This is a genomic window from Ruegeria sp. CE6, from assembly GCF_056537485.1.
The window spans coordinates 1,350,292-1,375,436 of sequence record NZ_JBQFRR010000001.1 but is presented as its reverse complement, the minus strand read 5'-3'; the positions used below and the strand labels follow the sequence as shown (position 1 = coordinate 1,375,436).

18 protein-coding genes are annotated in these 25,145 nt (G+C 60.0%); 12 read left to right on the top strand and 6 right to left on the bottom strand.

The genetic code is table 11. The annotated features are described in order from the left end of the window. Positions 1-117: 117 nt before the first annotated feature. Together ACR0DK_RS06680 and ACR0DK_RS06675 are read left to right on the top strand one after the other, a co-directional pair. Positions 118-1,368 (top strand): aminotransferase class V-fold PLP-dependent enzyme, encoded by a 1,251-nt coding sequence (locus ACR0DK_RS06680; protein ID WP_170407417.1) that lies wholly within the window; start codon positions 118-120, stop codon positions 1,366-1,368. 21 nt (positions 1,369-1,389) lie between these two features. Further along, positions 1,390-3,834 carry a GcvT family protein gene (locus ACR0DK_RS06675; protein WP_480735321.1) on the top strand — a complete coding sequence of 815 codons (2,445 nt, stop codon included), beginning with the start codon at positions 1,390-1,392 and terminating at the stop codon, positions 3,832-3,834. A 16-nt stretch (positions 3,835-3,850) separates the two neighbouring features. On the opposite strand, the gene ACR0DK_RS06670 is transcribed toward ACR0DK_RS06675, so the two are convergent. Then, complete coding sequence (locus ACR0DK_RS06670) at positions 3,851-4,738, bottom strand: LysR substrate-binding domain-containing protein (protein ID WP_170423129.1); 888 nt, start codon at positions 4,736-4,738, stop codon at positions 3,851-3,853. 203 nt (positions 4,739-4,941) lie between these two features. Here ACR0DK_RS06670 and ACR0DK_RS06665 point away from each other — a divergent pair, with 203 nt between their 5' ends. Genes ACR0DK_RS06665 through ACR0DK_RS06635 form a run of 7 tightly spaced genes read left to right on the top strand, consistent with a single transcriptional unit; the run spans position 4,942 to position 13,713 of the window. Next, the gene (locus ACR0DK_RS06665) at positions 4,942-6,297 is read left to right on the top strand and encodes an MmgE/PrpD family protein (protein WP_480735318.1); all 1,356 of its coding nucleotides are present in this window, start codon (positions 4,942-4,944) and stop codon (positions 6,295-6,297) included. A gap of 16 nt (positions 6,298-6,313) precedes the next feature. After that, the gene (locus ACR0DK_RS06660) at positions 6,314-7,555 is read left to right on the top strand and encodes an FAD-dependent oxidoreductase (protein ID WP_223118559.1); all 1,242 of its coding nucleotides are present in this window, start codon (positions 6,314-6,316) and stop codon (positions 7,553-7,555) included. A 1-nt stretch (position 7,556) separates the two neighbouring features. Beyond that, complete coding sequence (locus tag ACR0DK_RS06655) at positions 7,557-7,820, top strand: sarcosine oxidase subunit delta (protein WP_170407402.1); 264 nt, start codon at positions 7,557-7,559, stop codon at positions 7,818-7,820. Beyond that, complete coding sequence (locus ACR0DK_RS06650) at positions 7,820-10,657, top strand: 2Fe-2S iron-sulfur cluster-binding protein (protein ID WP_480735316.1); 2,838 nt, start codon at positions 7,820-7,822, stop codon at positions 10,655-10,657. Before ACR0DK_RS06655 ends, ACR0DK_RS06650 begins: the two co-directional genes overlap by 1 nt. Positions 10,658-10,659: 2 nt before the next feature. After that, a complete protein-coding gene (locus ACR0DK_RS06645; RefSeq protein WP_480735314.1) occupies positions 10,660-11,208 on the top strand; it encodes a hypothetical protein in 549 nt (182 codons plus the stop codon). After that, the gene (locus ACR0DK_RS06640; RefSeq protein ID WP_223118563.1) at positions 11,205-12,170 is read left to right on the top strand and encodes a D-2-hydroxyacid dehydrogenase; all 966 of its coding nucleotides are present in this window, start codon (positions 11,205-11,207) and stop codon (positions 12,168-12,170) included. The genes ACR0DK_RS06645 and ACR0DK_RS06640 overlap by 4 nt, the downstream gene beginning before the upstream one ends. 4 nt (positions 12,171-12,174) lie before the next feature. Then, positions 12,175-13,713, top strand: coding sequence for a trimethylamine methyltransferase family protein (locus tag ACR0DK_RS06635; RefSeq protein WP_480735311.1), 1,539 nt, complete (start codon positions 12,175-12,177; stop codon positions 13,711-13,713). Between the two features lie 42 nt (positions 13,714-13,755). Here the strand turns inward: ACR0DK_RS06635 and ACR0DK_RS06630 are convergent, their stop codons facing one another. The 5 genes from ACR0DK_RS06630 to ACR0DK_RS06610 form a co-directional block, all read right to left on the bottom strand. Continuing rightward, positions 13,756-14,496: a maleate cis-trans isomerase family protein gene (locus tag ACR0DK_RS06630; RefSeq protein ID WP_480735309.1), complete on the bottom strand. Its 741-nt coding sequence runs from the start codon at positions 14,494-14,496 to the stop codon at positions 13,756-13,758. Next, positions 14,493-15,560, bottom strand: a complete 1,068-nt coding sequence (locus tag ACR0DK_RS06625; RefSeq protein ID WP_480735306.1) for a pyridoxal phosphate-dependent aminotransferase — start codon at positions 15,558-15,560, stop codon at positions 14,493-14,495. The genes ACR0DK_RS06630 and ACR0DK_RS06625 overlap by 4 nt, the downstream gene beginning before the upstream one ends. Then, complete coding sequence (locus tag ACR0DK_RS06620; protein WP_480614178.1) at positions 15,557-17,209, bottom strand: hydantoinase B/oxoprolinase family protein; 1,653 nt, start codon at positions 17,207-17,209, stop codon at positions 15,557-15,559. The genes ACR0DK_RS06625 and ACR0DK_RS06620 overlap by 4 nt, the downstream gene beginning before the upstream one ends. Beyond that, positions 17,209-19,305 carry a hydantoinase/oxoprolinase family protein gene (locus tag ACR0DK_RS06615; RefSeq protein ID WP_480735304.1) on the bottom strand — a complete coding sequence of 699 codons (2,097 nt, stop codon included), beginning with the start codon at positions 19,303-19,305 and terminating at the stop codon, positions 17,209-17,211. Before ACR0DK_RS06615 ends, ACR0DK_RS06620 begins: the two co-directional genes overlap by 1 nt. Before the next feature lie 257 nt (positions 19,306-19,562). After that, complete coding sequence (locus ACR0DK_RS06610; RefSeq protein WP_480735302.1) at positions 19,563-21,170, bottom strand: ABC transporter substrate-binding protein; 1,608 nt, start codon at positions 21,168-21,170, stop codon at positions 19,563-19,565. A gap of 218 nt (positions 21,171-21,388) precedes the next feature. On the opposite strand from ACR0DK_RS06610, the gene ACR0DK_RS06605 reads away from it, so the two are divergent. From ACR0DK_RS06605 to ACR0DK_RS06595, 3 genes are read left to right on the top strand one after another with little or no spacing between them, the layout of a single operon-like run. Beyond that, complete coding sequence (locus ACR0DK_RS06605) at positions 21,389-22,369, top strand: ABC transporter permease (RefSeq protein WP_480735301.1); 981 nt, start codon at positions 21,389-21,391, stop codon at positions 22,367-22,369. Continuing rightward, on the top strand, positions 22,366-23,286 hold the full coding sequence (locus ACR0DK_RS06600; protein ID WP_480735299.1) for an ABC transporter permease: 921 nt from the start codon (positions 22,366-22,368) through the stop codon (positions 23,284-23,286). Before ACR0DK_RS06605 ends, ACR0DK_RS06600 begins: the two co-directional genes overlap by 4 nt. Then, complete coding sequence (locus ACR0DK_RS06595; RefSeq protein WP_480735297.1) at positions 23,276-24,916, top strand: ABC transporter ATP-binding protein; 1,641 nt, start codon at positions 23,276-23,278, stop codon at positions 24,914-24,916. Before ACR0DK_RS06600 ends, ACR0DK_RS06595 begins: the two co-directional genes overlap by 11 nt. Positions 24,917-25,145 lie beyond the last annotated feature (229 nt).

Below are 25,145 nucleotides of genomic sequence, written 5' to 3'. Positions count from 1 at the left end.
TCTCTTGGCTCGATGGTCTCAATTTCCACCCACAATGCCCCAAGTTTTTTTGTGAGTAGTTTTGCAAAAGGGCGCATATATCTTGCCAGAATGACATTTTCGCAGGAATGGTTCCCGATGACTAAGATCACTCCAGAATTGCTTGAACAAATCCGTGCCCGATTTGCGCAGGTCGACCACTGCCCGCAGCAGGGACCGCGTATTTTCTTTGAAAACGCGGGTGGCGCGCTGACGCTGAATTCGGTTGTGGGCACCTCGCAGGCTTATGCTGCGATCCCTGACAATCAGGGCCGCGACAACCCGGGAAGTCACGAACTGGTGCGGGTAATCAACAAGGCCAAAGAAGATATGGCCGTGTTCATGAACGCCCCCGGTGGCCAGTTCTTTGTCGGCGAAAGCGGGACCGAGCTGCTGTTTCGTTTGATAATGAACGCCTGTCTGGGCACAGGCACCGGTCGGGTGCTTGGCACAACGCTGGAACATCCCGCGACCCGAAGCGCTTGCGCGCGTTGGGCCGGGGTGGCCGGGCAAGATCATGTTCTGGTGGTCCATGACGACGCCACAGGCACCGTCACCGCAGATGCTTATGCGGCGCAGGTAACGCCGGACACAAAGGTTGCGACTATCGTGCACACCTCGCCGGTGACCGGTATGGGCGTGGATGTAGCGGCTGTGGCTGCCGAGATCCGCGCCGTTGCGCCCAATTGCTTCATCATAATCGACGGTATCCAGCACGCCGCGCATGGCCGGATCGACCTGACCGCCTATGATGTCGATGGCTATGTGATCTCGCCTTACAAGGTGTTCTCGCGCCATGGTTACGGGGTGGCCTGGATTTCTGACCGGCTGACCAAGCTGCCACATAACAGCTTGATCGACGGCCCCGCCGACAATTGGGAAATGGGGACGCGTGATACCGGCTCTTACGCTACAATGTCTGACGTAATCAGCTATTTCGAATGGCTGGGCGCACAGGTCAGCGACGCCACCGACCGGCGCGCAAAATTCGTCGCTGCCGGAGAGGCGATCCATGAGCAGGAAAAAGCGTTGACTGATGCGATGATCCGCGGAACCGGCAACCTGCCCGGGCTGGCCGAGATGGAGAAGGTGACCATTCTGGGCGGTGTCGATAACCCAGCACGCGAGGGGCTGGTGTCACTGCAGGTCGAGGGCGTGCCGTCGGTCGATGTGGTCAAGCAACTGAACGAACAAGGCATCCGTACGCATTTGCGCAAGGCCGATCACTACTCGGGCAACATCTTGACACCGCTTGGCATGGACAGCTGCGTGCGTGTTTCGATGTGCCACTACAACAGCGTCGCCGAAGTGGCCCAGTTTCTGGGTGCAATGAAAACCATCGCCGCCTGAGGCATTTGAGAGGGGAAGCACATGAAAACGCATGCGCAAGCGGTTGTAATCGGCGGCGGCCTAGCCGGCTGTTCAATTCTGTATCATCTCGCCAAGTTGGGTTGGACCGATGTGGTCCTGCTAGAGCGGGACGAACTGACCAGCGGCTCGACCTGGCACGCGGCGGCTAACATTCATGGGCTGCATGACAACAACAATATCACCCGCATCCAGCACTATACGATGAATCTGTATAAAGAACTGGAACAGGAAACCGGTCAAAGCTGCGGCGTGTTCCAGCCCGGTTCGCTCTATTTGGCGCAAACCGAAGAACGCGAGCATCAGCTGCGCCTGCAGGAAGCCAAGGCTAAATTTTATGGTTTGAACTTCCACGAGGTCAGTCGCGAGCAGGCCAAGGAACTGCACCCGCTGGCGCAGTTCGACGATATCCGCTGCATCATGTATGAACCCGATGGCGGCAATGTGGATCCCTCGGGCGTGCCCCACGCCTATGCTGCCGGTGCCCGCGCCATGGGAGCAACCATAGAACGGTTCTGTCCGGTACTAGGTACGGATCAGCAACCCGACGGGTCTTGGATCGTGCGTACCGCAAAGGGCGATATTCACACGCAATGGGTGGTGAATGCCGCTGGTCTTTGGGGCCGCGAAGTTGCGGCGCTGGCGGGGCTGACTCTGCCGTTGCAACCGACCGAGCACCAGTACTTCGTGACTGAATCCATCGAAGAAGTTGCCAATCTGGGCCGTCGCCTTCCGTCAATTGCAGACCGGGATGGCGAGTACTATTTCCGTCAGGAAGGCAACGGATTGCTGATCGGGGCCTATGAGAAGGACATGAAGTTCTGGGCCGAGGACGGTACGCCGCTGGACTTTGCTCATGACCTGTTCCCCGACGATTTGGATCGGATCATGGAAAACGTGATCCGCGCTACCGAACGTGTGCCAGTTGCCGCCACCGCAGGGGTCAAACGGGTGATCAACGGGCCGATGATCTGGTCTCCGGACTCCAGCGCCTTGTGGGGTCCGGTGCCCGAACTGAAGAACTATTTCCTCTGCGGCGGACTGATCCCGGGTTTCTCGCAATCGGGTGGTTTGGGCCTGCTGGCGGCGCAGTGGATGATCGAGGGCGAGCCGCAATACGACATGTTTGCATGGGATCTGGCCCGCTTCGGCGACTGGGCCGACAAAAAATTCACCAAGGCACGGGTTGAGGACCAGTATACCCACCGTTTTGCCATCCACTTCCCGAACGAGGAGCGTAGTGCAGGTCGCCCCGCCCGAGTCCGCCCTGCCTTTGAAATGCAGAAAGACATGGGCTGTGTCTTTGGTCTGAACTGCGGCTGGGAGCATCCCCTATGGTTCGCCGATCAGCCCGGCGTGCAGGAAACCAACGGCTTCACACGCCAGAACTGGTGGGAGCCGGTGGGACGTGAGGTACAGATGCTGCGGGAGAATGTGGGCGTCATCGACATATCGAATTTTGCGAACTACATCATCAAAGGACCCGGTGCGCAAGATTGGCTGGATCGCTTGGTCGCCAACCGCGTACCCACCGTGATCGGGCGGTCTTGCCTGACGCCGCTGATCTCTGTGCGTGGCGGCGTGGCTGGCGATTTCACCATAACCAAGGTGGCCGATGACGAATACATGATGATCGGATCGGGCATGGCCGAGCGCTATCATCAACGCTTTTTCAACATGATCGACCTGCCAAAGGACACAACCCTCGAAGTCGCCACCGACCGCATAGCCGGGTTCAACGTCGCCGGTCCGAAAGCGCGTGACCTGCTGCAGCGGCTGACCAATGCAGACCTGTCGAACGAGGCGTTCCGCTTTATGCGCTCGGCCACAATCGAGGTTGCAGGTGTCACCTGTCTGGCCATCCGCGTCAGCTTTACCGGCGATCTAGGGTGGGAGTTGCACTGCGCCGAAGAAGATCAGACCCGCCTGTACGCTGCGCTTCTGGATGCGGCCAAGCTGCTGGATGGCGGCCCCGTTGGCGGCCGCGCGCTGGGGTCGTTGCGGATCGAAAAAGGTTATGGCTCTTGGGGCCGTGAGTATTCGCAGGAATACTGGCCGCAAGAGGTCGGGCTGGCGGGCCTGATCAAGCTAGACAAGGATTTCCTGCACAAGGATGCGTATCTGTCGGTCAAGGACAACGCCGCGCGCGAAGTGCTGTCAATCTTCGAGGTCGAAGTCTCCGAGGATGCCGACGCTACCGGCGGTGAGCCGATTTTTACCCCGGATGGTACCCCGGTTGGCCGCGTGACATCCGGTGCATACGGCTATTCGGTCGGCAAATCGCTAGCGCTTGGCTATTTAAACCCTGAGGTCGCACAACCTGGTGATACGGTCGAAGTGTTCATCCTTGGCAAGCCCCATAAAGCGAAAATCCTGTCCGAGCCTCCCTTTGATCCGGATGGAAACCGCCTGCGCGATGTTAAACCGGCACTGGAAGGGGCTGCCTGAGCAGCCCCGTTGCAGGTCAGCGGTTCATGCTGGCGGCGGCGTTTAGTAGCCAGTCCTGAAACAGCCTGACCGACGGTGAAACGGGTTTTTCCTTGAGACGCACGAAATAGGCCCAGGGGCTGTCCAAATCGAATTCGAACGGTTCGATCAGCAGCCCCCGGTCCACATAAGACCCGGCCAGAGAGCGGGGTAGGGCGACGCAGCCCAACGACTTCGCCGCCATCTCCATTGCCAGATTTGAAGCGTTGGTCCGCAGCCCTTCCTTCTGGTTCAGGTCTGCCAGATCAAAATGACGTGCGACCCGTTCCCAATAAGCTGGACGACCCAGAATATGGATCAGAGGTGCCTCTTGCAGTTGTGCCGGATCGGTTAGCTGCGCGCCATTGACTGTGAATTCGGGTGCACACACGACCGCAAGCTTTTCGGCCCACAGCTGCCGTGCGCCCACCGTCACATCGTCAATATGATTGACCGTTATCGAAATGTCCGAGACGTTCGGCTCGACATCAATCCAGACGGTGCCGTGTACCGTCAGGTCGATATCCGGGTGCTGGTCGCTAAAGCCCCGGATTACGTCCGGTAGCCAATTCTCGGCCAGGCTGACCGGGCAAGACACGACGACTTTGCGGGTGTGTGACCGCTGGATGACCGATTGTGTGGCCACGTCAATCTCATGCAGAGCATGCCGCACTGAAGGCAGATACGCCTCGCCCACGTCGGTCAGCGACAATGACCGGGCATGGCGCACGAACAGAGGCCGCTGCAAAAACTCTTCGAGCGAACGCACATGGTTGCTGACGGCGGATTGGGTGCAGTTCAGCTCATCTGCCGCGCTGGTAAAGCTGAGGTACCGGGCGGCGGCCTCGAAGGAGCGCAGGAAGATCAGGTGGGGCAGGTTCATCATGGCGACATTTTCCTGGGCGGGCGGATGGGTGGTGCGCCGGGAATCCTGTTTCGCGGCGGGAATTGATCTGGTTCATATGCTACAATGGAGCGGAGCCAAAGCTACAAATTTTCCGGGGCCATTGCCCTCGTATTGTTTTCGTGCTGCGATGGGCAAACACACTTAGGTTTTGGCCGAACCCGAAACCTCATCTGTAGGGCATCGTGACCAACACATTTCAAACTATCGCAAAGTTTGCGCTAAATCGAAGGGTGCAGGATTTCCCCGACAGCGCGCTCGAAGCGGCGGCACTGATGCTGCTGGACACGATGGGGATCACCATCGGGTCCGGACCGATGCAGGCCGGTCAGATCGCGCGTGACAGCGCAGTGGCGCTTTACGGTGCGGGCGATCCGGGCCTCAGCGCACGGATGCTGTTCGATGGCCGCAAGGTTAGCGTTGCCGGCGCGGCTTATGCCGCTGCGACTCAGACCGATAATCTGGATGGCCATGACGGCTATAACCCCACCAAGGGCCATATCGGTGTTGCCGTTGTGCCGGCTCTGGCGGCTTTGGCGGAAACGGTCGCGGATTTTTCCGGCCCCGAGGCGTTGGCGACCGTAACTATTGGATACGAAATCGCCGGGCGCGCCGGGATTTCGTTGCATGACACAGTCAGCGACTACCACACTTCCGGCGCATGGAACGCGTTGGGAGTTGTGGCCGTTGCCGCCCGTCTGCGCGGGCTGAGCGCGGAACAGATGCGGCAGGCCATGGGCATCGCCGAATATCACGGGCCGCGCAGTCAAATGATGCGCGAGATTGCCAACCCCACCATGCTGCATGACGGCTCGGGCTGGGGCGCGCTGGTGGGTGTATCCTCGGCAGTGCTGGCCGAGAAGGGATTTACCGGCGCGCCGGCGATCACAATAGAGGCGGATGAGGTCGCGCATCACTGGCGGGATCTGGGCAGCTTCTGGCAGATGGAACATCAATATGTGAAGCCCTATCCGATCTGTCGTTGGGCCCATGCAGCGATCGACGCCACCAGGGCGCTTATGCGTGAATATGGCTTGTCTCATCAGGACATTGCCGCGATTCAGGTGAACACTTTCCACGAAAGTGCCTGCCTGTTTCAGGGTATGCCGGATGACACTTCGAAGGCGCAGTATTCGCTGCCCTTCGCTGTGGCGACGATGGTGGCGCACGGCCGTATCGGGGTCGAGCATATCACCGGCGCGGGCCTCTCCGATCCGCTGGTCGCGGCGATTGTCGACCGTATCTCGGTGGCCGAGACCGCGCGCCATTCCGACCGCTTTCCTCAAAGCCGCGTTGCTGATGTCGTCATGACCTTGACGGATGGGCGGGAACTGGCGTCGGGCGACGTCCACGCGCGCGGCGGGCCCGAGGCACCCATGGACCGTGACGAAGTGATTGCCAAGTTCATGGAGTTCGCCACTCCACCGCTGGGGGTCAGCCGTGCCGCCGCCATACGCGACGCGGTTCTGGGGTTGCAGTCGCCGGACGCCAAATTCTCGGATCTCGGCGCGCTGATTCATGACGCCGCTGACAACCGCTGAAATCAGGACAACAAAAATGCCGCTAAGGCTGCTGAAATACGGGCTATCCGCCGATTACCCTGTCACCGGAGACATTCCGGCCACGCCAGAGCTTAAATCCAGTTACGATGTGGTCATCGTAGGTGGTGGCGGCCACGGACTGGCCTGTGCCCACTACCTATCAAAGTATCACGGCATCACCAATGTGGCTGTGCTGGAAAAGGGTTATCTGGCGGGCGGCAACACCGCGCGGAACACCACTACCATCCGCTCGAACTACATCACCAAAGAGGGCATCGCGTTCTACAAGGAAGGTGTGCAGCTTTACGGGAAGATGAGCGAAGAGCTGGATTTCAACGTCATGTTCAGCCAGCGCGGTCAACTGACGCTGGCCCATACCGAGGCGACGCTACGCTCGTTCCATCTGCGGGCCGAGATGGGTAAACACGCGGGCACCCGGATCGAGGTCGTTGATGCGCAGACGGTCAAGGACCTGTCCCCGCATCTGAATATGGATGAAGGCGGGCCGCTGGAAATCATCGGCGGTTTGTGGCACGCCGATGGAGGCACTGCGCGGCATGATGCGGTGGCCTGGGGCTATGCAGCGCAAGCCAGTAGGCGCGGGGTGGAAATTCATCAACGTACCGAGGTTGAAGGGTTCGACACTGCCGGTGGCAAGATCACAAAAGTGCGCACCAATCGCGGTGATATCAGTGCCGGGCAGGTGATGATTGCTGTCGGGGGCATGAACTACGACATGGCGATGAAAGCCGGGGTAGAATTGCCGATCCGTTGCTATCCGTTGCAGGCGATGGTCACGCAGCCGCTGAAACCGTGGCTGTACACGCTGGTCAGTTCGGTCAGCCTGCACACCTATCTGGTGCAGTCATCGCGAGGCGAGATCGTGATCGGCGGTGGCTCGGACCCTTATCAGCTGTATTCCACCCGCTCGACACTGGACATGAAAGAACATCTGGCCGAAGGCGCGGTACATTTGTTCCCGTTCCTGCACGGGGTGCGTCTGCTGCGACAATGGGCCGGGATTACCGACATGACGCCCGATTACTCACCCATCATGGGTGCCAGCCCATTGTCCAACCTATGGCTAGATTGCGGTTGGGGCACTTGGGGGTTCAAAGCCACTCCGGTGGCGGGCAAGTACATGGCGCAGTCCATCGCCAACCAGAAGGTCGCGCCGATACTCGAACCCTTCACAATGGAGCGTTTCGCCACCTTTGATCTGCTCAATGAAATGGGCGCAACTGCCGCGAGCCACTGACATGAAGATCCTGATCTGCCCGATGAACGGGCCCCGCAATATTAATGAATTCCAGAGCTTCGGCCCTCTGCGCGCCAACCCCGACCCGGATGCAACCAGCGATCAGGACTGGGCACGTCACCTGTTCCGCGCCGACAATTCACGCGGAACGCTGGTGGAATGGTGGCGGCACGTGCCCTCGAACTATTTCTTTCTGGCCGAGCGCAACGCCACCACGAACGAGGTGATCCGCACTTTTGACCCCTCAGAGCTGGAGCAAAGGTGATGGCCCGACTTCCCGCACCCTGGGGCAACAGGATCAATCGAGATGCGCCGGTATCGTTCAGCTTTGAAGGGCAGGCATTTCAGGGATACGAAGGTGATGTGATCGCCTCGGCTTTGGCCGGGAAGGGGAAGTGGATGCTGTCGCGCTCGTTCAAATACCACCGACCGCGCGGTGCGATGTCGATGGCGGGCACCGAGGCCGATACGCTGGTGCAACTGCCCTCGGACCCGAACGTGCAGGCCGACCGGCATCCGATTTCGGCAGGGCTGCAAGTTACGGCGCAGAACGTCAACGGATCACTGTCGCGAGACCGCGACGCATTCATGGACAAGCTGGGGCGATTCATGCCGGTGGGGTTCTATTATCGTACCTTCATGGGCCCGACGCGCAATAGCTGGCTGAAACTGTGGGAGCCGCTGATCCGCAAGAAGGCTGGGCTGGGCGTTCTGGATATCAACGCACCGAATGAAGACTACGAAATGGCCAACCTGTTTTGTGACCTGCTGGTCGTCGGCGCGGGGCTCGCCGGGTTGACCGCCGCCATCGAAGCCGCCGAAGCCGGGGCTGACGTCATCCTGGCCGAGCAGGAGCCGGTATTGGGCGGCGCGCTGACCTATGGCCGCGATGTCGACAGGCTGTCCGACCTACTGGCGAAAGTGCAAAGTCTGCCGAACCTTCGCATCATGACCGATACAGTGGTGAACGGCTGGTTCGAGGACAACTGGCTGCCGCTGATCCGGGGCAACAAGCTGTTCAAGACGCGCGCGCGCGAGGTTCTGCTGGCCACCGGCTGCATCGAACAGCCCGCGATCTTCCGAAACAATGACCTGCCGGGCATCTTGCTGGGCACTGGCGCGCAACGGCTTATGCGGCACTATGGTGTGAAACCGGGCAAGCGCGCGGTGGTACTGGCCGCCAATCTCGACGGTTATCGGGTGGCGCTGGATCTGTTGGACGCAGGCGTAGAACTGGCGGCTGTGGTTGATCCGCGCCCCGGTGGCAGCGGCAGTGAGCTTGGCCAGCAACTGGCAACAAGGGGAACGCGTGTCATTCACGGCGCCGTGGGCGAGGCGCGTGGCAAGACCCATGTTACCGGCGTAAAGGTCGGAGGCGACTGGCTAGATTGCGATCTGTTGGTAATTTCGGTCGGCTATGCGCCAATGTGGCAACTGCCCTGTCATGCTGGCGCGAACCTTGGGTACAATGAAACGGCGGCGCGGTTTTCCCTGTCTCTGCCAGACGCTCCGCTGGGCATTGTCGGGGGTGTTGCCGGGGTCTTTGCGCCTGATGCGGTGGTGGCCGATGCGCAACGCGCGGCACAGACGGCGTTGACTCGTCTGGGGCTGCCAACCCGCGACATCGCGCAGGTCGAAGATGTAGAGGCTTCGTTGACGAATTTCGAACCGGCAATCGCCGGGCATCCCAAGGGCAAGGATTTTGTCGACCGGGACGAGGATATTCAAATCAAGGACCTGCAAAACGCGGTTAAGGAAGGCTATCGCGAGTTGGAGCTGATCAAGCGCTTTACCACAGTTGGTATGGGGCCGTCACAAGGGCGGCACTCGGCGCTGGCCACCGCCCGGGTGGTGGCCAAGGCGACCGACCGCACCATCGGGGAGATCGGCGTGACTACGGCCCGTCCGCCCTTTGGCCCCGAAACGCTGGGCGTGCTGTCCGGTCATCATCACCCGGCAGACAGGCGCACAGCGCTGCATCACGAACATATCCGGTTGGGGGCGGACATGCGCCCGGTCGGAGCGTGGTGGCGGCCTTATTTCTACGGCCCGAAACAAGACGCCAAGCGCCTCATCGAAGAAGAGGTGCATGCGGTGCGCAATGGGGTCGGCGTGCTGGATGTTTCAACTCTGGGCGGGCTCGAGGTGCGTGGCCCGGATGCGGGCGAATTCCTCAACCGCATTTACACCATGGCCTACAAAAAGCAGCCTGTGGGCCGCTGCCGGTACTGCCTGATGACAAACGAAATGGGCACGGTGATCGACGATGGCGTGGCGTATCGGCTGGCCGAGGATCTGTTCTATGTCACCGCCACCACCGGGGCCGTGGCGCGGGTTTATTCGGATATGTTGTTCTGGAATGCGCAGTGGCGGTTGGATGTGGATGTGCTGAACGTCACCTCGGCCTTCTCGGGCTTCAACATTACCGGTCCCAAGGCGCGCTCCGTGGTCGAAGCGCTGGACAGCGACATCGATTTCTCGCGCGATGGATTTGCCTATCTCGACGGGCGCAGCGGCATGGTGGCCGGGGTGCCGGTGCGCGCCATGCGGATTGGGTTCACCGGCGAGTTGAGCTACGAGCTGCACTGCCCCACCAGCTATGCCCACACCCTGTGGGATGCGGTGATGGCGGCGGGTCACGCGCACGAGTTGCGCCCTTACGGGCTGGAAGCCAGCCGGATTCTGCGGTTGGAGAAAGGCCATATCCTGATTGGTCAGGACACCGACGCGCTGACCTCGCCGGATGAGCTGGGGTTCGAATGGGCGATCTCGAAGACCAAGCCGTTTTTCGTGGGCAAGCGCTCAACCGAGATGCGCCGAAACCAAGGCCTGCCGCGCAAGCTGGTCGGGCTGACATTCGACGGGCCAGATGTACCGGGGGAAAGCTGTCTGGTACTGAGGAATGATGTACCGGTGGGGCATGTGACCTCGGTCCTGTGGTCGCCGACGCTGAACACCCATATCGCGCTGGCATATGTGCATGGCGATGACGCTACGCAAGGATCGCAGGTCACGGTGAAGTGCCGCAATGGCAAGCGCGTCGTTACAACTGTGCGCGGCCACACCTTTTTTGATCCTGAAAACAAACGGCAGGAGGTGTGATGATGCGAACCTATCCGCTTGACCCAAAGGGCGCTGCTGAAGGCACACTACTGGTTTCCGGGCAGATTATCGTGCAGGACCTGACCCATACGCCGCGTTTTGGCCTCAAGGGCCGAGGCACCGTGGCGTTTTTGCAATCGCGGGGCCTGAAGGTGCCAGACGTCAACGAAACCGCCGATGGCCTTCTGCGTCTGGGTCAGGAAGAGGTGGTGGTACTGGATGCACCTGCCGACCTGTATGCCCGGTGGCAGGTCGCCGCCACGCCAAAGGGCTATTATTCCTGGCGCGAGGAAACCTGGGCCATGATGCACCTGACCGGCCCGCGCCTGTTCGATCTGCTGGCCAAGATTTGCCCGGTCGACCTGTCGCCCGGTGCCTTTCCAGTGGGAAAGATCGCCCAGACCCGCGTGGGCTATGTCGAGGCAATCACATGGCGCAACGAACGCAAAGGTGTGGGGTTCGATGTCCTTTTCGACATCGCCGCCACTGCTTTTTTCGCCAACGCGGTAGCCATTGCCAGCGCTGAGTTCCAACCGGAGGTACCCGCATGAAATCCCCCACCGTGATCTTGCACACCGATAACCCCGACGCTGCCCGTGCCGTTCTTGCTGAAGGTCATCCCGATCTGCCGATCCACACCTGCGACAGCTACGAGGCGCTCACGGGTTTGATCGAGGATACAGGGGCTGAGGTTGTCTATTCCGTTCGCTTTGCGGGCACCCCCGGCTTTCCACGCGCAGCACTGGTCGAGAACCCGCAAATCAAATGGGCTTCGGTCGGCGGCTCGGGCACCGATCACCTGAACCCTTGGAACCCTGATGAGGTAACGGTGACAAATGCCGCCGGGGTCGCCGCCGATATGATGGCACAATATGTGCTGGGGGCGATGCTGCATTTCACGCTGGATTTCCCGGGCTTTCGTGCCGCGCAGGTGCGGCGGGACTGGATCGGCGGCAAAGTCGAGCCCATCGACAGCAAGACGGTGCTGATCATCGGCCTTGGCAAAACCGGAGAGGCTGTTGCGGCACGATCCAAAGCTATGGGGCTGAACACAATCGGTGTACGGGCCCGCCCGAAACCGACCCCCAACGTGGACGAGGTACACGGGATGGAGGCTTTGCCTGATCTCTGGCCACGCGCTGACTTTATCGTCGTTTGCGTACCACTGCTGGACAGCACGCGCGGTCTGGTCGGGGCGGAGGCTTTTGCCGCCATGAAACCGACGACGGTGACAATCGACGTCTCGCGAGGTGGGGTAATTGACGAAGCACCTCTACTGGCCGCGCTGGAACAGAACCGGATCAGAGGCGCGGCGCTGGACGTGTTCGTTACCGAACCGCTGCCTCAGGGGCACAGGTTCTGGGAACTGGACAACGTGATCGTCACACCGCACTGCAGCTCGGTCTATGACGGCTGGGATCTGAAATCGGTCCGCATGTTTTCCGAGAACCTGATGCGCTATCGCAAGGGCGAGGTGCTGAACAACATCGTAAATCCACAACGGGGATACTAGGTCAATGGCACGAGACAGACGCAGCGGCGGGCGACGCGGCAAATCCGGGCGCGCGGCGGTGGGGATCGAACAGCTGCCCTGGCAACAGGTGCGCAACAGCTATCCGCCATTCGAGCTGTTAAACCCTGAACAGATGGATCAGCTGCATACAACCTCAATGCGCATTCTGTCCGAGGCCGGTATCCGGGTGATGGGCGACAATGTTATGGACATTTTCGAATGCGCGGGGGCCATCGTAGACCGCGACACCAAGACCATCCGTATGGACGAAACCATTGTCGCCGAAGCGTTGAAAACGGTGCCCTCGGAATTCACGCTGACCTCTCGCAACCGCGCGAAACAGATTACGCTGGGCGGCGATCATGTGAATTTTGGTTTGGTTGCCGGGCCGCCGAACGTACATGACTGTATCAATGGCCGCCGTCAGGGTAATTACGATGACTATTGCAACTTCATCCGGTTGGCGCATCACTTCAACGCTATCCATCTGATCGGCAATCAGGTGATGGCCCCGATCGAAATGCCCGCCAACAACCGCCATCTGGACACCTACAACGCCAACCTGAGCTATAGCGACCTGAGCTTTCACTGCACCGCTATCGGGCGCGGGCGGGCGATGGATGGCATCAACATGATGGCGATTTCGCGCGGTCAGAAACCTGAGGACATGCGCGGCGATCCGGGGGTGATCACAATCATTTCGGTGAACTCTCCACGCCTGTTCGACGATGCCATGGGTGACGGCCTGATCGCGATGGCCGAGTATGGTCAACCTGTGACGGTCACGCCATTCACTCTGATGGGGGCAATGACACCGGTCACGCTACCTGCCGCGCTGGCGCAACAGAACGCCGAGGCGCTGTTCGGTGTGGTGCTGACGCAGTTGGTCAGCCCGGGAGCGCCTGTCATGTATGGCTCATTCACCTCGAATGTGGACATGAAATCCGGGGCTCCGGCATTTGGCACACCGGAAAATGCCAAGGCGAATATTGTCGGCGGGCAGCTGGCGCGGCGCTATGGTATTCCATACCGGACATCGAACGCAAATGCATCCAACGTGGTGGATTTGCAGGCGGCATACGAAACGATGATGGCCACATGGGGCGCGGTTCTGGGAGGGGCCAATATCGTCTATCATGCCGCCGGCTGGCTTGAGGGCGGGCTGACCGCATCTTATGAGAAATTCGTCATGGATATCGAGATCATCCAGAACATGATGGAATTCCTCAAACCGATGAAATTTGACACGGATGAACTGGGCCTGGACACCATCAAATCGGTGCCCACTGGCGGCCATTTCTTTGGCGTCGATCACACGATGGAACGCTATGAGACCGCGTTCTACAAACCGATGCTGTCCGACTGGCAGAACTATGAAAACTGGGAGGCGGCCGGAGCCAAGGACGCCCTGCAACGCGCCACCGAGGTTTGGCAGCAGGCGCTACGCGAGTATCAGATGCCCGAGATGGACCCCTCTGTGCGTGAGGAGCTGGATGCCTATATCGCCAAACGCAAGGAAGAGATCGGCAGCGGCGAACCCTGATGGAATATCGGGGCAGGGGGGGCGACCGCTGCCCCGGTTCGGTTACAGCAGATCGAACAACCGGCCCGGCAGCGCCTCGTGGCGTGGCAGACCCAGCGCCCGCATCATGCAGAACATCATCGCCTGATTTGAGGTCACTACCGGCTTGTCCAGCGTGTCCTCGATCTGCTCGATGGCCTCGACTGCGCGCATGTCGGTGCAGCTGAGCACGACGGCTTGCGCGTTCGGGTGGTCTGCCTCACAGGCGAGGTCGTAAACCTCGTCCGGGGTCAGCTCTCCCTGTCCGTAATTGCCCAGCTCGCGGCCAACATCGGCGCAACGCACGGTTTCGATGTCGTTTGCGGCCATGTAATCCATCGCCTGCGTGTTGATCTCGCCCATATAGGGCGAGGAAAAGCCCACTTTCGTCACCCCAAGCGCCTGAATGGCAGCGATCAGCGATCCGGCTGCAGTCAGCGATTGCGCCCCCGATCCGGCCTTGATCTGCTGCGCCAGATCGGCGTCGAAAGACGGCCCATGGGTCAGCGTGGCCGAGGTGCAGCCGTACAGCACCACATCTGGCCGCACGCCCGAGATCATCCGCAAATCGTGGCTGATGTCCGAGGCCCCAAGCCCCGCCATCTGGTCAGAACCGGGGATTTCATCGACATCATAACCACCCATGCGCTGGAAATGCACGGTGGTGTTCGGGCAGCGCATCAAGGCCATATCGGCCTCGAGGTTGGTGTTGGTGAAGGGCACCAGAACGCCGATCTTGGCCCGGGTACGCGTTTCGTGGCTCATGACGTTACCTTTCTCAGAACGGCCAGACAGCGATCCATCACCGGTGTGTTGCAGATCGTGGCGCGCAGGCAGTCGGACAGACCATAGCCGCCCATACCGCGCATCAGCAGTTTCTCGGCCCGTAGCGCAGCGTCGGCCTGGTGCGCCTGCTCGGTCGAGGCAAAGTGGATCAGCACGAAATTGGTGTGGCTGTCCGGCACGATCAGCCCCAGATCGCGGCAGTCCTCCGCGAACCGATCGCGAATGGTTGCCGTTTTCGCGACCACGTCCCGCATATGCGCCTGATCGCGCATCGCCGCCGCTGCCGCAGCCTGCGAGGCAATCGAGATGTTGTTGGGGTTCAACAGCTTGCGCAGCTCTCTGGCGATGTCGGTGGGGAAATAGCCCCACCCGGCGCGCGCCCCGGCAAGCCCGTAAGCCTTGGAGAAGGTGCGGGTGATCACGGTATCCCCCCGATCAGCCAGCGCGAAAATCTCTGCTGGATCGTTGGCTTGGTCGGCGAACTCGGCATAGGCCTGATCGACCACCAGCAGCACGTCGCCGGGTAGCGCGTTGCGCAGGCGCAGGATGTCGGCATTCGGGATCAGGGTGCCGGTGGGATTGCCCGGGTTACAGACAAACACGATACGGGTCGCCGGGGTGACGGCGGCCAGAACCGCGTCGACGGATACGGTCAGATCGACCTCGGGCGCGGCGACGTATTTGGCCTGCGCCTGCGCCGTGGCCGAGGCCACGAAGGCATAGCCATACTGCGTGCCCAGCACGTGATCGCTGGGCCCGGCAAAGGCGCGGATCAGGCAGCCGATCAGCTCCATCGAGCCCGCGCCACACAGCACCCGCGCCGGGTCGACCCCGTGTACCCCGGCAATGGCCGCGCGCATGTCGGGCCATTCGGGATCGGGGTAGAGCGTCAGATCAGCCAGCGCTGCCTGCCCGGCCGCCACGGCGGACGGACTGGCCGGAAAGGCGCTTTCGTTCTGCGCCAGCGAGATTGTGCCTTCGGCACCCAGATCGGCCAGCGCATAGGCGCCCATGGCGCCGACATAAGAAACCGGACGGATCATGTGTCACCTCCGTAAGCTTTGGCCCCCTCGGCACTGACCAAACCGCGTTTGAGGTCCAGCGCCAGCGCATCCGAGTTGCGGTCGCCCGGATCGCCGAAACCGCCACCACCGGGAGTGTCGAAGATCAGATAATCGCCGCCTTCGACCCGCAGCTCTCCCTTGCCGGGAATGTCGCTGTCGCCATCACGGAACCGGATGCGCCCCGGCGCGCCGGGCTGACCGCCCATGCGGCCCAGGGCGGGGAATTTCAGCCGCTCGACCGACAGGAACACGATGAAGGGCGCACCGTTGGACGAGGTCATCTCGATCCGCTGCCCCAGCCCGCCGCGATACTTGCCCGCGCCGCCGGAATCCGCACGCAGTTCGCGCCGCCAGATGGTGACGGGCGCGACGCTTTCGGTGATCTCCACCTGCGAACCGAACACGCCCGAGGGGTAGGCGGTGGCTGACAGCCCGTCCGCATGAGGCCGCGCGCCGGTGCCGCCATTATGTACCGGTTCCACTGCGAATTCGCGCCCACCATCGCGGGCCACCTCGGGGGCGTGGCGCATGGGCAGGTCGAACATGCAGCTTGCGCCCTCGGCGGGCACTTCATCAGGTAGTGCCTGATGCAGACAGCCCAGCACCAGATCGGGTGTCACCTGACCCAGCGTGTGCCGCATCGCCACCGGCACCGGGCGCTGTGCGTTCAGGATGCAGCCCTTGGGGCCGTCGACGGTGAACGGCTCCAGCGATCCGGCATTGTTGGGGATGTCCGAGCCGACGATGCAGCGCAGCGCAAACACCGTATAGGCGGTAGCATAGTTCAGCGGCACGTTGATGCCCTTGCGCGAACAACCCGAGGTGCCGGTGAAATCCACATGCATCCCCGATTTACTGACGGTCAGGGTTGCGTGCAACTCCAGCTCATTCTCATAGCCATCCATTTTCAGGACGTTTTTGTAGATACCTTTGGGCACCTCGGCGATGGCCTCAAGCGTGCCACGGCGCGAAGTGTCGATGATGTAGGACCCCAGCGCATCCAGATCGGTCAGGCCGAACTCTTCCATCATACTGACCAGCCGGTTCACCCCGGCCTCGCAACAGGCGATCAGGGCATAGATGTCGCCCTCGTTGGCGATGGGCTCGCGGCTGTTCGCGCGGATGATGTCCAGCAGCAGCGCGTTTGGGGTGCCTTCCTCGACCAGTTTGCAGGGCGGAATCAGCAGCCCCTCGTCATAGATGTCGGAGCCTTCGGGGCCCATGCCCAGACCACCCAGATCAACTAGATGCGAGGTGCACGAGGTAAAGCCCACCACCTTGCCATCCTTGAACGCGGGCATCATCAACAGGAAGTCGTTCAAATGCCCCGAGGCCAGCCACGGATCGTTGGTCATGTAGATATCGCCCGGTTTCATGGTCTGAACCGGGAAGGCGGCGCGCAGATGCTGCACCGCTTCGGCCATGGTGTTGATATGGCCCGGCGTGCCGGTCACCGCCTGTGCCAGCATCCGGCCGTTGACGTCGAAAATCCCGGCAGAGATATCGCCGCATTCGCGCACGATGGGCGAAAAGGCGGCGCGGATCAGGGTCTGGCCTTGTTCTTCGACCACCGCCAGCAGACGGTTCCACATCACTTGCAGGCGGGCGGGGGAAAGATCGGTCGTCATCATGCGCCTCCTTTCTGGTCCTGAACCAGGACGAGGTTTCCTATGGCATCCACGTGGGCCGAGAAATCGGCAGAGACCAGTGTAGTGGTCTGTGGCTCGTGGATCAGCGCCGGGCCGCGTACATGGTCGCCGGGATTCAGATCAGCCCGCGCCACAAAGGCAGCCTGTTTTATCGCGCCATCCACATCGCAGGTGATCGGGCGGGTGTCAGGCGCAGCGATCGTGGCCAGTGCAGGTGTTTCAGGCACCGATGGCACTGCGCTGTCACGGGTTGCAACGCGCACCGCCCAGTTGAGAATCTCGATTTGCATCCCCGGCACCGGGCGCGAGAATTGCTTGCGATATTCTTTCTCGAATGCGGTGGTCAACGGTGCAATGTCGTCCGCCGTCAGATGCCGGTCGGGCAGGGTGATCTCGATCTCGTGGCCCTGACCGTTGTAGCGCATGAAAGCCGTGCGTTGGATTTCGGTTGGGGCATCGCCCGCACCCTGAGTGACCACGCCTTTGGCCTCGGCTATCATGGTGTCGAACAGCGCGTTGATTTCGTCCATATCCATGCTGCTCAGCAAGGAATAACGCGAACGGACGATTTCGAAAGACACGGGTGCGAACAGGAAGCCCACCGCCGAACCTACGCCCGGATTGGGCGGGATTACGATGCGGCTAACCCCGGCGGATCGTGCCACCCGGCTGGCATGCAACGGCCCGTTGCCGCCAAAGGCAATCATCGTGCGCGGTCCAAGATCCTTGCCCGATTCCACCGCGTGCATCCGGCCCGCGCTGGCCATGCTTTCGTCGACGATGCGGCTGACGCCGTCGGCTGAGCCAACGGCATCGAGATCTAGTTTCGACCCGATCACCCGGCTCAGCGACTGTTTGGAGCCTTCGGGGTCCAGCTTGATATGCCCCTCGGCAAATGTGTCGGGCACGATGTAGCCCAGCGTAATGTCACTGTCTGTCACCGTGGGCTCGGTGCCGCCGCGCATGAAGGCCACGGGTCCGGGTTCAGACCCCGCCGATTTCGGACCCACGATCAGGCGTCCCAACCGATCCACCCCGGCGATGGAGCCACCGCCCGCGCCGATCTCGATCATCTCGATCACCGGGATGCGCACTGGCATGCCCGAGCCCTTTATGAATCGCGCGGCGCGGGCGATCTCGAACTGGCGCGAGGTCTGCGGGCGGGCCTTGTCGATCAGGCACAGCTTAGCGGTGGTGCCGCCAACGTCAAAGGACAGCACCTGATCCAGCCCGGTGCGGGCGGCGATGCGGGCGGCCAGAATGGCCCCTCCGGCGGGGCCGGATTCCACCAGCCGGATCGGAAAACGCGCGGCGGTGCGCACGGTGCACATGCCGCCGCCCGCCGTCATCATCAGGATCGGACAGGTCACGCCCTCGGCCTCGAACCGGTCGACGAAACGGGTCAGATAGGTCTGCATCAGCGGCTGGATATATGCGTTGGCGACGGTGGTGCACAGCCGGTCGAACTCGCGCGCCTCGGGGCTGACCTCGGACGAGATCGAGACGGTCAGACCGGGCCGCTTCTCAGCCAGCACATCGCGCAGGCGGCGTTCGTGGGCGGGGTTGGCGTAGGCGTGCATCAGGCAGATCGCTATGGCCTCTGCGCCGCTCGCGTCGATATCGGCCAGCAGTGCGTCGATGGTCGAGTCTTCGAGCTCGATCAATACCTGACCACCCGCCGACATGCGTTCGCGCACGGTCAGCGCACGCTCGCGCGGCACCAGCAGGTCAGGCTTCTCGAGGTTGATATCGTATTGCGAATAACGCCGCTCATACGCGATTTCCAGGATGTCGCGAAAGCCTTCGGTGGTCACCGTCGCCACCACCGCGCCGCGACGTTCGATCAGCGCATTGGTCGCCAGGGTGGTGCCGTGGATAAAGCCGGTCACCTGATCCAGCGTCCGGCCCGATTGCTGCATTACTCGCGCGGCCCCTTCCATGGCGCCGTCGGCAGGGTTCTGATGGGTGGTCAGGGTCTTGGTGGAGGCCAGGATTGTCTCTTCGCCAGAGACAAGGACCGTATCGGTGAAGGTGCCGCCAATATCGATGGCCAGGCGCAGCGTTTGAGTTGTCATGAGGTCTTCCGAAATTTCTGTAATCGCAGCGTAAAGCAAAAGGTCCGAGGCCCTGCTTTATGCAAGGATCACAAGATCACAGCCGGTTGCGCGGCGGTCCGTAGGATTCGGAATATCAGTCTGTGTCATGGGCGAAATGTGCAGTTTCAAGATAGCCGCAGCAAGCTGGATTGCGACAGAAAGGCCTGCAAGCGACATCTTTCGGCGTAGCAGGCCCGAAATCTGCCGAAACGGGCCGTCAGACGGCGAGCGCTCGATCAGGCAAGCCACCAGCGTTCAGGGGCTTTGGCACCATCCATTTCCCAATTCGCGGCGATCTCGCCCTGGGCGACGGTTTTGGCAACACCCATGATATGATTGGCGAACATCGGAACGATCGCACCACCATCATCATGAACCAAAGTCTGCGCCTCGGCATACAGAGTGCGGCGTTTGGCGTCGTCCAGCTCTGCGCGGGCATCGACCACGATGGCGTTGAAGCGATCGGCGGCTTCGCCTGTGCGCCAGGCGGTCTCGTTCCATTCGGTGTCGTTGGTATAGGCCGATGCAAACATCCAGTCCTCGGTCGGGCGGCCCGACCAGTACGAGAATGACCAGGGTTTCTTGTTCCAGACATTCGACCAGTAGCCATCCGAGGGTTCGCGAACCACTTCGATTTCAATACCTGCTTCGGCCGCGGATGCGGCGATCAATTGAGCCGCATCTACTGCGCCAGCAAATGCCGCGTCTGAAGATGACAGCTGCAGCGCGCCGCTATGGCCTGATTTCTTATAGTGATAGGTGGCCTTTTCAGCATCAAATTCGCGTTGCGGTAGATCGCCGTCGAAATAGCGGTTGGCGGTCGAGATCGGATGATCGTTGCCCAATGAGCCATGACCCAGCAGGATCTTGTCGACCAGTTCCTGGCGTTTGACTGCCAGCTTCAGCGCCATGCGCAGATCGTAATTGTCGAAGGGCGCGGCATCGACCCGCATTGGTATCGTGTAATGCAGGGTCGAGGTTTTCTCGAGGATGTTGATATGTGGTGCCCGCGATAACAGGGCGACCGTCTTGGGATCGACCCGGTCGATTGCCTGGACTGATCCGTTCATCAGCGCAGTCTGGCGCGCAGTCGGGTCGATGATAGTAAGGAACTCGACCTCATCGAAATGGGCCCGATCCTGTTTGAAGTAATTCGGGTTGCGGCGCGCCTTTACCCGCACGCCCGGCTCGTACACCTCAATGATATAGCCACCGGTGCCGATACCGGATTGCGGGTCGGTCAATTTGCCATCGGTCGAAGGCATTATGACCAAGTGATAGTCCGACAGGATGTATGGGAAGTCGGCATTGGCTGATTCCAGCTCGAACACCACGTTGTTGCCATCGGCGCGCATTGATTTGATTTGGGCGACCAAGCCGTTCACCGCAGATTTCGATCCCTCGCCACGGTGGTGGTCGATAGTGGCGATGACATCGGCAGGGCTAAGGATTTGGCCATTGTGGAACTCGACCCCTTCACGCAGGGTGAATACCCAAGTGATCGCGTCGTCCGAGGAATACTCGGTCGCGAGTTCGGGCACCAAATTGCCGCTTGCATCTACTTCGACCAAGTTGTTGCCGAACAGATAGGCGACAGCGGTGTTGATCGTACCTTCATAGGTTGCTGGATCTAACGAGTCGGTGGTCGAACCGCTGCCAAAGCCAAATTTGATCGCTCCGCCTTTTTTGGGGACCTGCGCAAGTGCTTGTCCGGATAGGCTCAATGCTGCTGGAACGGCAAGGCCTGCAGCCAGTGCGCTTGACATGAAGCTGCGACGTGAAACCCGACCGCTCTGCAGTTTCTGCATCTGAGAGGACAGGAAAGGTGATCCGGGCTTTTTCATTTGGGGCCTCCTGGTTGAACCTGTTGTTCACAATGTTCTTTGAACCGCAGCACGCAGGCCCGTTCCGAACGTCCAAGCGAAGATCACTCGGCTGTACGGCTTCAACAAACGAAGAAAACGGGGACATAGGTCATGTTTTCTTTGTCAGTGTTGCGGAGATGATCTGTCTAGACTGCGCGCACCCGCCGAATGAAGCCCCGCAGACGCAAGGAGTTCAGATGCATCCGGTTCTGGTGACGATACTGAAACGCCTGGGACTTGGCGTAGTGACCCTAGTTGTCGTTTCCATCATTATCTTCTGTTCAATACAAATGCTGCCCGGCGATTTCGGTGAGGCTGTACTGGGCCAGGCCGCGACTGAGGAAACGGTGGCGGCGTTCCGGGCCGAGCTTGGCCTCGATAAACCTGCCTATATTCGATATTTCGACTGGATCGGTGCGTTGGCGACCGGGGATCTGGGAACGTCGTTCTCAGGTCGGGCGAGTTCGGGTGTGGATCGATCACGTCCGGTAGTGGAACTGGTCGCACCGCGCTTATGGAACACATTGTTTCTTGCGGGTATGGCGGCGCTGATCTCGGTTCCGCTAGCGCTGTTTCTGGGCATCACCACCGCGCTGTGGCGCAATTCGCGTTATGATAAACTGGCCAGCGCCAGCACCTTGACGGCGATCTCTTTCCCCGAGTTCTTCGTGGCCTATATCCTGATCTTGCTGTTCGGAACGCTATGGCCGGTGTTGCCGTCGTTGGCCAATGTGGAGCCAGGGATGCCGCTGGTCGAGCGGATCGTCAAATGCATATTACCTGCGCTTACACTGACACTTGTAATCGTCGCGCACATGATGCGTATGACGCGGGCTTCGCTGATCAGTCTTCTAGCTTCACCCTATGTCGAGATGGCGCGGTTGAAAGGAGAGAACGCCCGCCGCGTGGTTCTGCATCACGCGCTGCCCAATGCGTGGGCGCCAATTTCAACGGTGGTCGCGTTCAACCTGGCCTATCTGGTAGTTGGAGTGGTCGTGGTCGAGGTGGTGTTCGTCTATCCCGGCGTCGGCCAACTGATGGTCGATGCGGTCAGCTCGCGCGATATCCCGGTGGTTCAGGCGTGCGCCCTGATATTCGCCGCCACATATGTCGTTCTGAACCTGATTGCCGACATCATTGGAATCGTCACCAACCCGAGGCTTCTGCACCCAAAATGAGCCAGACAAGCAAGACATATTCAGCCGCCGCCGAGGTGGGTCGCGTGCGGACCCGTCGCAGCAAGCGCAAGCGTATTTGGATCGAGCTGAAGAAAGCACCGCCGACAGCAATTTTCGGCATGTTTGTGATCCTGTTCTATCTAGTCATGGCAATCGGAGCGCCGGTCATCGCGCCTTATGGTGAGGCCGAGGTATTCCCGACGCCTTACGCACCCTGGTCGTCCGAGCATTGGCTGGGTACCGACCAGATCGGGCGTGATATCCTGTCGCGGCTGATCTATGGCGCGCGCAACACCATCGGTATCGCTTTTGTCACTACGCTGCTGGCGTTCTTCATCGGAGGCGGTCTGGGGCTGATCGCTGCGATTAACCGCAGTTGGCTGGATCAATTGATCAGCCGGGGCGTAGATGTATTTATGGCCATTCCCAGCCTGATTTTCGCGCTGATGCTGCTGTCGATTTTCGGCTCGTCGGCGCTGTCGTTGATTTTGATTATTGCGATTCTGGATTCAACCCGCGTGTTCCGCCTGACTCGCGCTGTGGCGGTGAACGTGGCAGTGATGGATTATGTCGAGGCAGCCCGGCTGCGCGGCGAAAAACTGCCTTGGGTGATGCGTCGCGAGATTTTGCCCAACATCATGCCTCCGCTGGTGGCCGAGTTCGGGCTGCGATTCTGTTTCGTGTTCCTAACCATCGCTGCGCTCAGCTTTCTGGGCGTCGGTATTCAGCCCCCCACCGCCGATTGGGGCACCATGGTGCGCGAGACCGCCAACCTGATCCAGTTCGCCAAATATGATTTCAAGGCCGGGATCACGCCACTGCTGCCCGCTGCCTCGATCGCGTTGATCACTGTGGCGGTCAACTTTGTCGTCGACTGGTTCTTGCACAAAACAAGCGGATTACGCGATGAACACTGAGACTGACCTTCTGCTGGATATGCGCGACATCCGTATCGAGGGGTTCTCGGACGAAAAGTGGAATCCGATCATCAAAGGTGTCAACCTGAACCTAAAGCGCGGTGAGGTGCTGGGCCTGATAGGCGAAAGTGGCGCGGGCAAGTCGACGCTGGGCAAAGCGGCTATGGGATACACTCAGCCCGGCTGTCGTATCACGGGCGGTTCGATCCGGTTCAAGGGGCAGGAGTTGCGCGATCTGGACGACCACGTGCTGCAGCATCTGTGGGGATCGCGGATAGCCTATGTGGCCCAATCGGCGGCTGCGTCGTTCAACCCGGCGCATAAGTTGTTGGATCAGACCGTTGCTGCAACGGTGCGCGAGGGACTGCAACCCGAGAATTTCGCGCGTGAGGATGCCCGCGCGCTTTATGCCTCGTTGTCGTTACCGCATCCCGAAACGATTGGTGACCGCTATCCTCATCAGGTCTCCGGTGGCCAGTTACAGCGGATCATGACAGCCATGGCGATGTCACCCCGTCCCGATCTGATCATTTTCGACGAACCGACAACTGCGCTGGATGTGACGACCCAGGTCGAAGTTCTGACTGCTATGCGCCGGATCGTCGAAGAATTTCATACCGCCGCAATCTACATAACCCATGACCTGGCGGTGGTCGCGCAGATGGCGGACCGGATCAAGGTGCTGCGCTATGGAGAAGAGGTAGAAGAGGCGGAAACGCGCAAAATGCTGTCTGCGCCCGAGCAAGAGTATACCAAATCCCTCTGGTCCGTGCGGCTGTTGCAAAAGCAGGCCGAGACTTCGGATGATATCATCCTTAAAATTGACGGTGTGGATGCGGCCTATGGCAAGAGCGCCAAGGTGTTGCACCATGTGTCAATCAGCCTGCCGCGGGGGCGCACGGTGTCGATTGTCGGCGAATCCGGATCTGGTAAATCGACCACGGCGCGGGTGATCACCGGCTTGCTGCCAGCCACAAGCGGGCAGGTCACGTTCAATGGCGAGGTCCTGCCAAACGAACTGAAAAATCGCAGCCGTGATCAGCTGCGCAGAATTCAGATGATTTATCAGATGGCCGATACCGCGATGAACCCGCGTCAAACCGTAGGTGAAATCATTGGACGTCCGCTGGAATTCTATCATGCTCTGCGGGGCCGGGCGCAGGAGAACCGGGTCATCGAACTGCTTGAAGCCATCGAGTTGTCGGAAGACTTCTATGATCGTCTTCCCAGCGAATTGTCCGGCGGACAAAAACAGAGAATTTGCATTGCGCGCGCTCTAGCCGCCGACCCTGAGGTGATTATTTGTGACGAAGTGACGTCCGCGCTGGACCAGATTGTGCAGGAAGGCATCCTGCAATTGCTGATGCGCCTACAAAAGGAGCGCGGAATTTCCTATCTGTTCATCACGCATGACATTGCCACGGTCGAGGCTATTTCGGACGAGATTGTTGTGATGCTGAATGGTCAAGTCGTCGAGCAGGGATTGAAGAATACCGTTCTATCCGAACCCTTCCCGGACTATACAAAGCTGCTGCTAAGTTCGGTTCCCGAGATGGACCCGGATTGGTTGACGAACCTGCTGAAAGAGCGAAAAGAAAATCACTTAAATACAAAACATGACACTGCGTAGGCGCGGGCAATAACAACACTTGCGAAGCTCAGTCGCAGTGGACTTCTCATTTTGCTTGTATTCCGAAACTCTTTTTTACCGGCATAACAATAGATCGATACGCAGATAACCTGAAACTCAGGAGCAACTCGCGAATTAAGGTGGCTTTTGACTGGATCGCATTGATGTTCTTGGTCACGATCAGTTCAGTACTCTTTTGGGCTGCCATTAGGGTTAATACTTGAGGTCA

Coding starts and splice junctions, on each gene's coding strand:
- ACR0DK_RS06680 (WP_170407417.1), top strand. CDS start 118: ATGACTAAGATCACTCCAGAATTGCTTGAACAAATCCGTGCCCGATTT.
- ACR0DK_RS06675 (WP_480735321.1), top strand. CDS start 1,390: ATGAAAACGCATGCGCAAGCGGTTGTAATCGGCGGCGGCCTAGCCGGC.
- ACR0DK_RS06670 (WP_170423129.1), bottom strand. CDS start 4,738: ATGATGAACCTGCCCCACCTGATCTTCCTGCGCTCCTTCGAGGCCGCC.
- ACR0DK_RS06660 (WP_223118559.1), top strand. CDS start 6,314: ATGCCGCTAAGGCTGCTGAAATACGGGCTATCCGCCGATTACCCTGTC.
- ACR0DK_RS06655 (WP_170407402.1), top strand. CDS start 7,557: ATGAAGATCCTGATCTGCCCGATGAACGGGCCCCGCAATATTAATGAA.
- ACR0DK_RS06650 (WP_480735316.1), top strand. CDS start 7,820: ATGGCCCGACTTCCCGCACCCTGGGGCAACAGGATCAATCGAGATGCG.
- ACR0DK_RS06645 (WP_480735314.1), top strand. CDS start 10,660: ATGCGAACCTATCCGCTTGACCCAAAGGGCGCTGCTGAAGGCACACTA.
- ACR0DK_RS06640 (WP_223118563.1), top strand. CDS start 11,205: ATGAAATCCCCCACCGTGATCTTGCACACCGATAACCCCGACGCTGCC.
- ACR0DK_RS06635 (WP_480735311.1), top strand. CDS start 12,175: ATGGCACGAGACAGACGCAGCGGCGGGCGACGCGGCAAATCCGGGCGC.
- ACR0DK_RS06630 (WP_480735309.1), bottom strand. CDS start 14,496: ATGAGCCACGAAACGCGTACCCGGGCCAAGATCGGCGTTCTGGTGCCC.
- ACR0DK_RS06625 (WP_480735306.1), bottom strand. CDS start 15,560: ATGATCCGTCCGGTTTCTTATGTCGGCGCCATGGGCGCCTATGCGCTG.
- ACR0DK_RS06620 (WP_480614178.1), bottom strand. CDS start 17,209: ATGACGACCGATCTTTCCCCCGCCCGCCTGCAAGTGATGTGGAACCGT.
- ACR0DK_RS06615 (WP_480735304.1), bottom strand. CDS start 19,305: ATGACAACTCAAACGCTGCGCCTGGCCATCGATATTGGCGGCACCTTC.
- ACR0DK_RS06610 (WP_480735302.1), bottom strand. CDS start 21,170: ATGAAAAAGCCCGGATCACCTTTCCTGTCCTCTCAGATGCAGAAACTG.
- ACR0DK_RS06605 (WP_480735301.1), top strand. CDS start 21,389: ATGCATCCGGTTCTGGTGACGATACTGAAACGCCTGGGACTTGGCGTA.
- ACR0DK_RS06600 (WP_480735299.1), top strand. CDS start 22,366: ATGAGCCAGACAAGCAAGACATATTCAGCCGCCGCCGAGGTGGGTCGC.
- ACR0DK_RS06595 (WP_480735297.1), top strand. CDS start 23,276: ATGAACACTGAGACTGACCTTCTGCTGGATATGCGCGACATCCGTATC.